Below are 12935 nucleotides of genomic sequence, written 5' to 3' on the forward strand. Positions count from 1 at the left end.
CTTGCTGAATGGGATCGTCTTCCTTGCCCGCGGCATGCGCACCGCGGGGCAGTTATGCTAACCAGTGACTAGGGGTAGGGCTAGGGTTTCATTTGAAACAGTTTTAAGTGTCACCTTTGGTGGCTTCTATCGTAACTGATGTCCGGTTTTCTTGCTGATTGATGGGATAGTTTTGCTTAACGATTGATGTGTATGGCGGATTGTAGGATGGGCGCACTCGGCGCTCCATCCCGCACGTTGGGGTCTTTTGCTACTCCGCCGGTAGTTCGGCGAGCTGTTGGAGCAGGGGGAAGTACAGCGCGCAGCGGATATTGCGTTCGCCGCGCTGGTAGAACAGGCGGCGGTAGCCGTCGAGCTGTCGACGGTATTTCTCGAGCTGGGCCTCGATAAACGCTTCCACGGTTTCACCATTGGCGGGTTCGGCGGTTTTGTAGTCGATAATCCAGCGGGTGCCTCCGCCGTCGCCATTCCCTTCGACGCCATTTCTTTCAATAAAGGTGCGGTCGACGATGTTGCGTCGTAGTTCGCGACCGCCACTGTGGAGTTCCAGCTCTGCGGCGGACGCCCGGTGGCTCGCGTCCAGCAGCCAGCGGCCGGTTTCGCAGTGCAGGGTGCGCAGTACCGCCTGTTCGACTTTTTCCTGGGCTTTTTCCAGGCTGCCGCCGTTAAGGCCAAGCTGGCTGAGGCGCAGTTGCCACAGTGGACGCAGTTCTTGTATGAGTTGTTCTGGTGCGGCTGCAAGGCGTTGGGGGGATTCTGTGAGCGTCGCGAACGTCTCGTGCGCGACGGTACCGGCGTGGCGGAACCAGCGCTGGTGCACAAGGCCTAGGTCCGGCAGGTTGATTTCCTCCTCTTCTCCGCGCTGGTTGTTCCCCATGCGGTAGCGGGCGAGGTACTCCCCGCGGGGCAGCGGTGGTGCCTGCCAGTTTTGCGCCACGCGCAACAGGTAACTCTGCCCCGTGTGTTCGGTGTTCGTCACCAATTCATCGGCGCTGAGCCAGTGGCACCAGTCCGTGTCGGTTGAAAGCGCGGGCCAGATGCTTGCCAGCAGTGAGGCGGCGCTGGGGGCCTTGAAGTCCTCGTTCTTTTTGTCTGACGACTTCACGCAGGCCAGCAGGTGCAGGCTGTGAATGGCGCGGGTGCAGCCCACATACAGCAGGCGCGTGCCTTCGAGCCGCTCGCGCTCGCTGTTGTCGTGTTTCACGTAGGCGTAAAGCGGGTCTTTGCCGCTGCGCGGACTTTTTGGTGCGAGCAGGAAGCGGTTTTCCACATCGCTGTTGAGCCAGGTGCACCAGCGCAGCAGCTGGTCGCTGCCGCCGGCGCCGCCGGTTTTATCCAATCCGGGAATCAGCACATGCTCAAACTCCAGGCCCTTGGATTTGTGGATGGTCATCACCTGTACGCGGGCTTCCTGCGCGGGGCGGGCGAACAGCTGCTGCAGCGCCAGTTCGAACGCAGACCAGTCGGTAATGCTGCCGCCGCCGTCGTATTTTTCCAGCAGCTGAAAAAAGTCTGCGGCGTTGCTGAGCTCCCGTTTGTCCGCCACGGTGGCGGGGCCGCCGAGGGCGAGCCACAGGCCTTCCACCCACACGCGCAGCGGTTTGCGGCCGCGTTGCTGCCAGCTGTGCAGAATCAGTGCGGCGGTTTTTTGCAGGCGGTTGCGACCTTCGTCGCTGATGCCCCGGATTTCTTCGAGCGTGGCGAGGGTGTTCAGGATTGGTGGCACGCGCGGATCGCGCGGGCCGTGTTCACCTGGATTGTGATTGGCTACGGCGTAGAGGTCCGGCAGCGCCAGACCGCACCAGGGGGCGCGCAGTATGGCGAGCCAGCTGATGCGGTCGCTGGGGTCCTGTAATGCGCGGGTCAGGCTGAGCAGATCCAGTACTACCATTTTACTCGCGAGCGGTGCCAGGTCCTGGGCCTGGTAGGCGATGCCGGCGCGGGTTAGGGCGGGCAGTATCTGTTGCAGGTGTTTCTTGTTGCGCACCAGGATGGCGATGTTGTCTTCCGGCGCCTTCGCTTGCAGCTGCTGGATAATCTCCACGCACTGCTCGGCTTCTTTCAGGCGCTCCTCGTCGTCCACGCAACCGTAGAAAGACACCGGCGCGCCTTCCCATTGTTGCGGTTTGAAGGCGACGGAATCCAGATAGCGCACGGCGCCGCGGCTGATGTTGTCGCGGGGCGGGAAGGCTTTGAGGAAGGTGCGGTTGACCCAGTCCACCACTGCATTGCTGGAGCGGAAGTTTACCTGCAGGTTGAGCGGGGTGAGCGGCAGTTCACCGATGCCCTCGTTGCGAGCGTCGAGGAAGATACCCACGTTGGCATTGCGGAAGCCGTAACAGGACTGCATGCCGTCGCCGACGATAAACAGGCTGCGTCCGTCGTCCGGCTCCCAGCCGGCGGTGAGTTTCTGCAGCAGTTCCAACTGCAGCTGCGAGGTGTCCTGGAATTCGTCGACAAGAATGTGGCGGATCTGCACGTCGAGTTTCAGCGCTACATCCGTGGGGGCTTCGCTGTCTCCCAGTGCCACCAGTGCGGCCTGGGCTACTTCGGTAAAGTCGGTGCTGCCGAGCTGTTGGAACACGAGCTTCAGTTCCGCTACCAGCAGCGGCAACACCCGCGCCATGGCGCGCAGTATCTGCCACTGGCTCTCGTCCATGCCCGCGGGCAGGGTACGTACTTCGGCAATGATGTTCAGCAGTTCATCGTTGTCTGCCAGCGCTTCCAGCAGTGTGGTGATACGCTCTTTTTGTGCCTTGGCGCGCTCCGGGTCCGGGGATTTTTTATCCGCAGCGGGGAATCCCGTGGTTTTGGTGACGGACTTGCGCCAGGTACCGGTGCCGGTCACCAGCAGATCCGCCAGCGCCAGCCACTGGGGCAGCCCCTGGTCGTTGCACGGCGGCAGTTCGGTGATGCCGGCGAGGCTGCTGATGATGTGGTCTGGTTTTTCTTTCTGCAGATTGCTGCCAGCGTAGTCGGCGAGATCCAGCAGTTCGCCGGCGAAGGTGCCAAGTGCCGTTTGGAATTGCCCCAGCTGATCCTCGATCAATTCACGGATGACGAAGGGGAAATAGTCTTCGGCTTCTTCGCGGTGTACCGACAGCAGGGGTTCCAGCCACTGCTCGCGTTTTTCCAGCAGGGTCTGCAGCAGGTCGGTGACTTCTGGCAGGTTGTTGTCCAGATGCAGCAGCAGGCGGCTGAGGTCTTGGTCCGGTTGCTCCTTTTCCAGTTTTTTCAGCAGATTGGCGATGGCCTTTTGATAGGCGATGGCCGGCTGTTCCAGCGGTTCGCCGGGGGCGCCGAGGCCGCTGTCGATGGGCAGCTGGCTGGCGATATTGCGGCACAGGCCGTCGATGGTCTGGATGCGCAGGCGCTGTGGGCTCTGCAGCAGGTGCCACTGGTGCTTTTCGTCGTGGGCGAGCAGGTTGCTGGCCAGCTGCCAGGTGATTTTTGCGTGCGGGTTTTCCGGTTCGGGATTGTCGCGGGCGTCGAGCAGCGCGTGCAGCAAACGCTCGCGCATTTCACCGGCGGCCTTGCGGGTAAAGGTAATCGCGAGCACTTCTTCCGGTTGCTGGCAGGCCGCCAGCAGTTTAAGCAGGCGCTGGGTGAGCAGGCCGGTTTTGCCGGAACCGGCGGGGGCGGAAACGGCAAAGCTCTGTGTGATATCCAGCGCCTGTTCGCGTTCGCTGGCGTCTACGGGTATGTGGGTGGTCATGGTGTTACTGCCTCTCCGGCCAGCGGTTCAGGGGCCAGAGCGCTTTCTGGTTTTCATTGTCTGCCGCGCGGTCGAAGATGAGGGCGGCATGGCCGGTTTTGTATTCTTCGGCGAGGCCTTCCAGGGCCTGTTGCCAGTGTTGTTTTAGCTGGTCCCACTGGATGATTTCGGGATCTTTGTCTTTTTGGCTATCGGCGACGGTTCTTATCCCGCTGATCTGATCCGCTAATTCACCGCAGCCTTGGTATTTGCAATCGCCATTTCTGACAACGCCGAACGCGATGGCTTTGGCCTGGGGCTGGAACAGGGCGTAGAGCGGGAGCTGCGGTTCGCGCACGCGCGGTTGCAGCCAGTCGGCCACGGAGGTCTGGCCGGTTTTGTAGTCGATCACCAGTTCCTCGCCTTCTATCAGCGTATCCATGCGGTCGAGGCGCAGGGTGAAGGTGAGGCCCTGCAGGGTGACGGTGAGTTCGGATTCCACCTGGGAGACGGTGAATTCGGGGCGCGTCTGTTCCAGTGGCAGCCACTGCTCGAAGATGTCGCGCAGGCGGATCTGTTCCAGCTGCCAAAAGGCTTCCGGCAGTTCCGGGTGCTTGCGCTTGAGTTTGGCGATGGCAGTGTCGATGGCGGACGTAATCTGCAGGTCGCGCTGTACGGTGGCCATGGCGGCGAGCTGTTGCGAGCTTTTGCACTGCAGCCAGAAGGCGGCGAGCATTTCGTGGATCAGGTTGCCGCGCTCGGCGGCGCTGAGACCAAGGGCGGGTTCTGAAAAGGCTTCCGCTCCCAGGCGGTAGCGCAGTTGGGCATTCTGCGGGCACAGGGCCTGGGCTTTGAGCACGCCGGCGCCGCCTCGCACCTGGGCGCAGTCCTCGGGGCTGAGCGGTGGCAGGGTGGTGTCGGTGATGTGCTCGAGTTCGGGGGCGTCGGTGAGTGTTTGGTACAGGTGCGAAAGTGCATCGCTGTTCTGTACCTGCGCTTCGCCGTTGCTGTCGAACAGCGCGCTCAACATCTGGCCCACGCCGTCTTCCTCACTGGCATAGCTGACGACGATATCGTCGCTGGCGTTCAGCAGGTCGCGGGTGAGCTGGCGGGCCAGTTCCAGTTCGCGCTCGGCGCTGGCGCGGGGCATTTTCCACTCTTTTTGCCACAGCACTGGCAGCATGGGATTCGGTGACGGTGGCGTGGGCCACTGCTGCTGGCCGAAGCCAACTAGGCGGATATGGTTGAAAGCGAGACCGCCGGCTTCCAGTACGCCGAGTATCTGCAGGGGGCCATCGCGGGTTTCTGCCTGGAACGGCGTGCGGCTGGCGATCTGGCGCAGCAGCTGCAGTGCTTTGGCCAGCGGCAGGGCGCCGGTGAATTCACTAAGGCCGGCGAAGTTCTCCAGGGCCTGTTCCCACAGTACCAGCTGCTGGTATTCCTGGCTGTCCGGGTTGCGCTGTCCGGGCCAGCCGAGTCTGGTCAGCAGTTCGGAAAATCGCTGTGCCCAGATTTCTGCCGGTGCGCGCTGCCAGCGGCGGGCCCAGTCGCCCAGCTGGTTCAGTTGCGCGGGCAGCGGGCTTTCCGGCGCGAGCTCCTGGGCGAGTTTCTCGGCCCAGTTGCGCAGGATGTTGCCGGGAACTTCCTGCAGTTCGAGTTTTTGCAGGCGGCGAAACAGGGCGCTGCGCAGGTGTTGTTCCGGCGCGCTGTTGTCGCCCCAGAATGGCGAGAACAAGAGGTTGCGCAGCTGGCTGTAATCGAACTTGTCCCGCAGTGTTTCCAGCAGCTGCAGGGTAGCCGCGCCCACGGGTGTTTTCGCCAGTGGAGTACCGGCAGAGAAGTTGAACGGCAATGTGTAAGCGGGCTGTGTGGGATCGAGCCACTGGGGCTCCAGTACACGGGCAAAAATCTGTTCTACCTGAGGACGGCACTGGCCGAGGTTGTTCACGACGATGCCGATGCTGGTATCCGGGTTCTGTTGCAGCTTTTCCGCGGCCCAGCGCGCAGCCTGGGTGAGTTCGTCTTCCAGGTTGTGGCAGCGGGCTACCTGTAGCGCGCTTTGCGTTTTTTCCGGGATAGTAAAGGATTCAATCCGTTGTGCGGCGCAGGAAAAAATATGCTCGGTCAGCGGGGAATTCTGTACGAAGCCGGCGAGTGCGAGCTGTGGCAGCTCTTCCAGTACGCCTTCGCCAAACGCGCGCGCGATCAGCAGGTCTCGCTGGTCCTGGGTGATGGCGTTGTGCGCGCGCAGTTGCTGGTGGAATTTCGGTAGTACGGCGAACAGTGGATAGTCCGCCGGCTGCAGGCCGGTTTTTTCCCAGTGGCGGGCGAGGGCGGAGTCGGCCTGGTCCAGGTTGTCCAGCAATCGCCATTGGATCAGCTGCGCCAGCGCGGTGTCGCAGTTGGCAGCGAGCTGCTGTGTGTTGATCAGTCCCTTGTCCAGGCTGTCTTCCACGCAGCCTTGCCACAGAAGCTGCCGCTGTTCCCGGTTCAGAACCCGGCACATGGCGGGCTGCCACTGGCGCTGCTGCAACTGGAACCACAGCTTGTCGAGCCAGCCCTGCAACGATTCCACCGCGGGCGGTGCCCAGTTCTTGTTGGCCTGTTGCCAGGTGCCGTACACCTGCTGGCAGCGGTTGCGCAAGCGGTTGGTTGGTGTGAGCAGCAGGCCGCCCTCGGGCAACTGGTCGAGGATCTGCTTGAACGGAAATGCGGGTTGCAGCATGGGGTCTGTGGCGCTGTGGTTTTAATTATCGACAAGATACAGGCGCTGCCCGGCTGTGTGGGCGGCGCCGCAAGGCGGGTTACAGTCTAACCGGCTCAGGCTTTGATTGGGATGCCGGCGCCGAGGTAACTGGGGGAAAACTCGGCAAAGGCGCGCTCAATCTGCTCGCGGTTGTCATCGCTGCTGGTGAGCAGTTGGCTGACGCCCGGCGTTTGCGGGAGTTCCAGTTTCAGTTCATCAAGCAGCCAGCGCACGCGGCGGGCGATGGCGTCACCGGAATCGAGCCAGTTCACCGGTCGCGGGGCGGCCTTGGCGAGCTCTTCTTTCAGCAGGGGGAAGTGGGTACAGGCGAGCACTGCAGTATCCACCAGATTGCCATTGGGGACAGAGAATATCCGCTCAATCACCGGGATCAGGTCTGTGCTGGTGACTGCTTCCCCGCGCAACTTGGCCTCTGCGAGACCAACCAGTTCCGGCGCCGGGACATTGATGACGTGTGCACCGTTGGCGAACTGCTCGATCAGCTCGCGGGTGTAGCGGCGGTTTACGGTGCCCTCGGTGGCAATCAGCGCGATGGTGCCGGTGGCGCTGGCGGCGGCGGCGGGTTTGATGGCTGGCACCACGCCCACCACCGGCTGGCTGAGGGCTTCCCGCAGTGGCGGCAGGGCGAGGGTACTGGCGGTGTTGCAGCCCACCACAAGAATGTCGGCGCCGCACGCGGCCATCATGCCGGAGGCTGTGTCGACGATGCGCGGGCGCAGCTCCTCTTCGGTCTTGGTGCCATAGGGATAGAAACCGTTGTCGATGCCGAAATGCAGGGTGAGACCGGGAATCTGGCGGCGCACCTCGCGGGCGATGCTAATGGCGCCCACCCCGGAATCGAATATCAATGCACTGGGGGCCTTGTTAGAATGGCCGCTTCCTGTTGGCATGTAAAAACCTGTCTCCCGTAACGGTTTGTTGCGGGGCCAAGGATAACTCAGCCCGCGATTTGTAATAAGAGATCACTAAAAGTCGTAAGATTTTTGGTGGTCTCTGTAAGTTTAAGTGAATTTTTATGACCTGGTTTCCCTTGGAATTATCCCTTGAACAGGCCGTGTTGGCCGCTGTCGCCGTACTGATCCTGGTGGTACTGGCAGGGTGGGCGGGCCGGGCGCGTCTGGTTGCCAGGGTCCGGTCACTGGAGGCGGAGCGCCAGGTCAGCGCGTCGCAGCTGGCGAGTGCGCTGGAGCGCGAGGCCCGGCAGGATACTGAAATCCAGCAGCTGCGGGAGGAACTCTCTTCCAAATCCCAGCAGCTGGCGCGATACCAGGTTCTGGTGGAGAAGGGCGAGGCGGCGCTGGCAGAGCAGAAGCAGCAGCTGGAACAGACCCGCGCAGCCATGACTCAGCAGTTCGAAAACCTCGCCAACCGTATTTTTGAAGAAAAGCAACAGGCGTTTGTGCGCCGCAGCGAAGACAGCCTGCGCAAGAGCCTCGACCCGCTGGAGCGCCAGCTGGGCGACTTCCGCAAGCGTGTGGAGCACGTCTACGACCGCGAGAATGCCGAGCGCAACAGCCTGCTCGGTCAAATCAAGGCGCTGCGCGAGCAGACTCAGCGCATCAGCGACGAGGCCCTGAACCTTACCTCCGCGCTCAAGGGCGACCGCAAGATCCAGGGCAACTGGGGCGAGGTCGTGCTGGAGCGGCTGCTGGAGGAATCCGGACTGCAGAAAGGCCGCGAGTACGAGACCCAGGTGACCTTTACCAGCGACGGCCGCCGTCGCCAGCCCGACGTGATCGTGCGCCTGCCGGAGCACAAGGATCTGATCATCGACTCCAAAGTCTCCCTGGTGGACTACGAGCGCTACGCCTCCGCCGAGACCGACGAGGAGCGCAGCCAGGCGCTGAAACAGCATGTAAATTCCCTGCGCGCGCACATCACCGGTCTGAACAAGAAAGCCTATGAGCAGCTGGAAGGTGTGCGCACCCTGGATTTCGTATTCATTTTCGTGCCCATCGAGGCCGCTTACATGCTGGCGATGCAGGCGGACCCGGAGTTGTTCCGCTTTGCCTATGAGCGCCAGATCGTGCTGGTGAGCCCCACGAGCCTGATGGCGACATTGCGTACGGTGGAAAATATCTGGCGCTACGAAAAACAGAACAAAAATGCGGAAAAAATCGCCGCGGAGGCGGGCAAGCTGCACGACCAGTTCGCGCTGGTACTGGAATCCCTGGATGCACTGGGCAGCCGTATCCGCCAGGCGGATGAGGCCTATCAGGAGACGTACAAGCGCTTGGCCACCGGCCGCGGCAATGCGGTGAAACGGATCGACAGCCTGCGCAAGCTGGGGGCGAAAACCCGCAAGCAAATCGCCGCGGACCTGCGGGAAAAAGCGGAGGATGAGCACCGGTTGCCGGCTTTGGCGTACGACGCCGACGATGAGCTGCTGGATGAAGAGTTGTCGGAAGAAGAACGTACCGAAGAGAGCGAAGCGGAATAAATCTTGAACGCCGTACTGGACACCTTTACGTTTGCGCTCTCGGTTACTGCGCCGATTTTCCTGACCCTGCTGGTGGGGTATGGGCTCGCGCGGGTGGGCCTGCTGAGCGAGAGTTTCGTCGACGACGCCTCGAAACTGGTGTTTCTGGTCACGCTGCCGGCGCTGCTGTTTTTCAATATATTTGGCTCCGACGCCCACCTCGGCGACGAATGGCCGCTGTTGGCCGCGGGCCTTATCGGTACCGTACTCACCGTACCACTGGCGTGGCTGGCGGCGCGCCCGTTCGCGTTTGGCGATCGCAGTGCGTTTATCCAGGGGGCGTTTCGCGGCAATCTCGGCATTATTGGTCTCGCCTGGGCGGCGAATGCCTATGGACCGCACGGCCTGGCGCAAGCGGCGCTGCTGATGGCGGTGATCACCATTTTCTACAACATCGCCGCGGTGGCGCTGTTTGCGGTTTACAGTCAGAAGGCGAAATTCAGCTGGGTCAAACTCGGCAAGGATATCAGCCGTAACCCGCTGATTCTCGCCATTGTGGCAGCGCTCATTGCCAAGGCGGTGGGGCTGAAGTTGCCGGCAATGATCGTGCAGACCGGAGATTATCTGGCGTCGGTGACGCTGCCGCTGGCCCTGCTTTGCATCGGCGCGAGCCTCGATCTGAGTATGCTGAAGCGCAGCTCCTTCGGTGCGTTTGCGGCGAGCGGTTTTAAATTGTTGATCGTGCCGCTGGTACTGCTCGCATTTGGCTGGTTGTTTGGACTGGATGAGCAGCCGATGGCGATTCTGTTTCTGCTGGCCGCAGCACCGACGGCCTCGGCGTCGTTCATCATGGCGCGCGCGTTGGGCGGTAACAGCCAGCTCGCGGCCAATATCATTGCGATCAGCACCCTGTTTTCCATTGTTACTGCCAGCCTGGGGCTGGCGCTGTTGAAGGTGTCTCTCTCATGACCGAAGTACCGGTTTGGATTCTGGTAATTGCCGGACTGATTATTTTTACCCTGTCTGCCATCGCGACCTACTACTGTTTGGAACTGCGCAAGGCGCGCAAGCGGCAGGCGCAGCAGTTGGCGGAACTTGAAGCGGCGGCGGATGCGCAGCGGGATCGGGTAAATACGAGTATTCAGATTATTGCCAAGACACTGCTGGACGAGGGCGTGGGCCTTACCGAGGCTTCGCTGCGGATTCGCGTGTTGCTGGATTCACTGCAGGTGGACGAGCCAGTGAAAAAGGAGTTTGTGGCGTTTTACAAAGTTGCGGATCAGACCAGCCATATTCCGATTCTGCAGGACTGGAAAAAGCTTTCGCGCAAGGAGCAGTTTGCATTCGAGAAGGAAATGGCGCGCGTGGAAGACGAGTACCGCGATTTCGCGCTGGACGCAGCCAAGCGGATCCTTGGCCGCAAATTCTAGCCCCCGTCATCCCGGACTTGATCCGGGATCCAGGTTCTGCGGGGTCTGGTTCAAACCAAAACTCCAGCCGCCAATTACCTCTTCACCATCAACACGCCGGACTCGGTATGGTCTGTGTACGGAAACTGATCAAAGATTGCGAAGCGTTCGATGCTGTGAGTCTTGGTTAACTCAGCCAGGTTCTCCAGCTGGGTCTCCGGATTGCAGGAGATGTACAGGATACGCGGGAAGCGCGCGATCATCGCGCAGGTGTCGACGTCGAGGCCGGCGCGGGGTGGGTCTACCAGGACGGTTGAGAAGTCATAGCTGTCGAGATCAAAATCTTTCAGGCGGCGGAAGGGGCGGACCTTGTCGATGGCCTGGGTGAATTCCTCGGCGGAGAGGCGCAGGATATGCAGGTTCTCAACCCCATTCGCGGCAATGTTTTCCTGTGCAGCATTCACCGACACTTTGGAGATTTCCGTCGCCAGCACTTTGCGGAATTTCTCGGCGAGCGGGAGAGTGAAGTTGCCATTGCCGCAGTAGAGTTCGAGCATGTCGCTTTCTGCGCTGCCCTCACAACAGCTTCTGGCCCACTGGATCATGGCGCGGCAGATCTCGCCGTTGGGTTGAGTGAAACTGCCTTCCACCTGTTTGTACTGGTAGGTGCGGCCGTCGATATCGAGTTTTTCGATCACGTAATCGCGGTCGAGTACAATCTTCTGCTTGCGCGAGCGGCCGAGTATCGGCACGCCAAGTTGTGCCTGCAGTTCGCGGGCTTCTGCCTCCCAGGTCTCATCCAGTTTTTTGTGGTAGATCAGGGTGATCAGTGCATCGCCAGAGAGGGTGGTGAGGAATTCGGTGCAGAACAGCCGTTTGCGCAGTATCTCGCTCTGATTGATGGCGTCGAGAACCTGCGGCATCAGTTCGTTTATTCGCTCGGAGCCGACAGTAAATTCTTCGATCACAAACGGTTTTTTGTACTCGCCCTGTTTGTACATGGCGTAGTCCACGCGGCCACCTTCCTGCCACATTTTGAACTCCGCGCGCAGGCGATAGTGGCTGGGCGGGGAGGTGAAGACTTCGGGGGCGAGATTGGTATAAGAGGCATAGGCCTCCCGCAGGCGGGTCACCTTCTGGTCCAGTTGCTGCTGGTAGTCGTCGGTGTTTACGCGGTGCAGTGCCATTCAATTAACCGTAAAAAGAACCAAATTTGTCGGGGCGCGGATTATAGCGGATGCGGCCCTTGAAAGTGAGACTGGTGTGGCCAGCCTGATCTCAGGCCTGCGACGGGTAAGCGGGTTGATCAAATAGTCTTGCTCCCGGGCCATACTCGGCGGCGGAGTCACCCGGATTCCGTAATGGACAGCTCGTCAGTGACAGACATCCGCAACCAATACAGTCACCCAGCTGATCTCGCAGCAGCACAAGCTTCTCAATTCGGCGATTCAGGTCGCTGTGCCACTGTTGAGACAGCATTGCCCAGTGTTTCGCGCCAGGTGTCTGTTGCTTTGGTAGCGCCGATAGCGCTTTGCGGATCTCGGCCAGGGGAATTCCCAGTTGCTGCGCCGCTTTTATGATGGCGACACGACGGAGCACGTCCCGCGAGTATCTGCGGTGGCCGCCGGCGTTGCGGGTGCCGCTGATCAAACCTTCGCTCTCATAGAAGCGCAGAGCAGAGGCGGCCACACCAGTGCGCTTGGCGACCTGGCCGATGGTCAGCGCATTCCCCTCTACGCTGTAGATGTCCTGTTCGTCCGATTGTCGTGTGCTCATCCGCTCGGTCTCCCTGTTGAACAGGCGCAAGTTTAGGGAATTTGCGTCTTGACTTAAGGTTAACTTTAAGTATTAGCCTGCACTCGCCAACTTGAAATGGCATGAAACGGCGAAACATGGAGAGACGAGTATGAAGCAGGTTCAATCTGATATCTGGGAAACCGAAATGCAGAGTCCTTTTCCCGGGCTGAAGACACATGCCTATTTGTGGGTGCGCGAGGAAGGAAATGTGCTGTTCTACAACACGGGGCATTCTCATGAGATTGCCCGTTTGGAGGAGTTCGGTGGGGTGGAGCGCCAGTATCTCAGCCACCAGGATGAGCTGGGCGAAACACTCAATGAGATTGCCGACCGGTATGGATCGGTACTCTATGGTCACCGTGCAGAGTTGGAGGTGTACGCGAAAGTGCGCACGCCAGATCGTCTGTTGGATCGTCGGGAAATCCATACTGGCGGTATCGAGGTGATTCCAACGCCGGGGCACAGCCCGGGAAGTACCTGCTTTCAGGTGGATTCGCCCACGGGCAAAAAATACTTGTTCACCGGAGATACCCTGTTCCTGGATCGGAAATATCGCTGGACTGCGGGCTTTATTCCCGGCGTGCATGACGAATCGGTTCGCCCGATACTGGCGAGCAGTCTGCGAATCTTGCGTGCATTGAATCCAGATGTGGTGTTTGGCAGTGCATTTTCGGGCGATTTCGGGTTTGAGGAAATCCCCTCGGGATCCTGGTCTGAAAAAGTGGACGCGGCGCTTGACCGGCTGTTGGCCGGATCCACAGCGGGAAGGCGGGTTGACCGATCGCAATTCTGAAACGGTACAATCCCCCATATGAACAGGGCACCGAGATGCGTGCGGCTGCTGATAAA

Annotated in this window: 9 protein-coding genes; 4 read left to right on the forward strand and 5 right to left on the reverse strand. The window is 60.4% G+C overall.

What is annotated here, in order from left to right; genetic code table 11:
• Positions 1–250 precede the first annotated feature (250 nt).
• The 3 genes from GNX18_RS04480 to murI all read right to left on the reverse strand — a co-directional run bounded on the left by GNX18_RS04480 (position 251) and on the right by murI (position 7351).
• Complete coding sequence (locus tag GNX18_RS04480) at positions 251–3715, reverse strand: exodeoxyribonuclease V subunit beta (protein WP_166215647.1); 3465 nt, start codon at positions 3713–3715, stop codon at positions 251–253.
• A 4-nt stretch (positions 3716–3719) separates the two neighbouring features.
• Positions 3720–6419 (reverse strand): PD-(D/E)XK nuclease family protein, encoded by a 2700-nt coding sequence (locus GNX18_RS04485; RefSeq protein WP_166215649.1) that lies wholly within the window; start codon positions 6417–6419, stop codon positions 3720–3722.
• A 95-nt stretch (positions 6420–6514) separates the two neighbouring features.
• Positions 6515–7351, reverse strand: coding sequence for a glutamate racemase (gene murI, locus GNX18_RS04490; protein ID WP_166215651.1), 837 nt, complete (start codon positions 7349–7351; stop codon positions 6515–6517).
• 125 nt (positions 7352–7476) lie between these two features.
• On the opposite strand from murI, the gene rmuC reads away from it, so the two are divergent.
• From rmuC to GNX18_RS04505, 3 genes are read left to right on the forward strand one after another with little or no spacing between them, the layout of a single operon-like run.
• The gene (gene rmuC / locus GNX18_RS04495) at positions 7477–8901 is read left to right on the forward strand and encodes a DNA recombination protein RmuC (protein ID WP_138236215.1); all 1425 of its coding nucleotides are present in this window, start codon (positions 7477–7479) and stop codon (positions 8899–8901) included.
• Positions 8902–8904: 3 nt separating this feature from the next.
• Positions 8905–9849: an AEC family transporter gene (locus GNX18_RS04500; protein ID WP_138236216.1), complete on the forward strand. Its 945-nt coding sequence runs from the start codon at positions 8905–8907 to the stop codon at positions 9847–9849.
• Positions 9846–10310, forward strand: coding sequence for a DUF2489 domain-containing protein (locus GNX18_RS04505; RefSeq protein WP_138236217.1), 465 nt, complete (start codon positions 9846–9848; stop codon positions 10308–10310). Before GNX18_RS04500 ends, GNX18_RS04505 begins: the two co-directional genes overlap by 4 nt.
• A gap of 74 nt (positions 10311–10384) precedes the next feature.
• Here the strand turns inward: GNX18_RS04505 and trmA are convergent, their stop codons facing one another.
• Together trmA and soxR are read right to left on the reverse strand one after the other, a co-directional pair.
• A complete protein-coding gene (gene trmA / locus GNX18_RS04510; protein WP_166215653.1) occupies positions 10385–11476 on the reverse strand; it encodes a tRNA (uridine(54)-C5)-methyltransferase TrmA in 1092 nt (363 codons plus the stop codon).
• A 91-nt stretch (positions 11477–11567) separates the two neighbouring features.
• On the reverse strand, positions 11568–12065 hold the full coding sequence (soxR, locus tag GNX18_RS04515) for a redox-sensitive transcriptional activator SoxR (protein ID WP_166215655.1): 498 nt from the start codon (positions 12063–12065) through the stop codon (positions 11568–11570).
• 130 nt (positions 12066–12195) lie between these two features.
• Here soxR and GNX18_RS04520 point away from each other — a divergent pair, with 130 nt between their 5' ends.
• Entirely contained in the window at positions 12196–12879 is a 684-nt protein-coding gene (locus tag GNX18_RS04520) for an MBL fold metallo-hydrolase (RefSeq protein WP_166215657.1), read from the forward strand.
• The last annotated feature ends 56 nt before the right edge of the window (positions 12880–12935 follow it).

Origin of the sequence: Microbulbifer sp. SH-1, from assembly GCF_011326135.1 — a bacterium.
GTDB lineage: Bacteria > Pseudomonadota > Gammaproteobacteria > Pseudomonadales > Cellvibrionaceae > Microbulbifer > Microbulbifer harenosus.

Coding starts and splice junctions, on each gene's coding strand:
- trmA (WP_166215653.1), bottom strand. CDS start 11,476: ATGGCACTGCACCGCGTAAACACCGACGACTACCAGCAGCAACTGGAC.
- GNX18_RS04520 (WP_166215657.1), top strand. CDS start 12,196: ATGAAGCAGGTTCAATCTGATATCTGGGAAACCGAAATGCAGAGTCCT.
- GNX18_RS04480 (WP_166215647.1), bottom strand. CDS start 3,715: ATGACCACCCACATACCCGTAGACGCCAGCGAACGCGAACAGGCGCTG.
- soxR (WP_166215655.1), bottom strand. CDS start 12,065: ATGAGCACACGACAATCGGACGAACAGGACATCTACAGCGTAGAGGGG.
- murI (WP_166215651.1), bottom strand. CDS start 7,351: ATGCCAACAGGAAGCGGCCATTCTAACAAGGCCCCCAGTGCATTGATA.
- rmuC (WP_138236215.1), top strand. CDS start 7,477: ATGACCTGGTTTCCCTTGGAATTATCCCTTGAACAGGCCGTGTTGGCC.
- GNX18_RS04505 (WP_138236217.1), top strand. CDS start 9,846: ATGACCGAAGTACCGGTTTGGATTCTGGTAATTGCCGGACTGATTATT.
- GNX18_RS04485 (WP_166215649.1), bottom strand. CDS start 6,419: ATGCTGCAACCCGCATTTCCGTTCAAGCAGATCCTCGACCAGTTGCCC.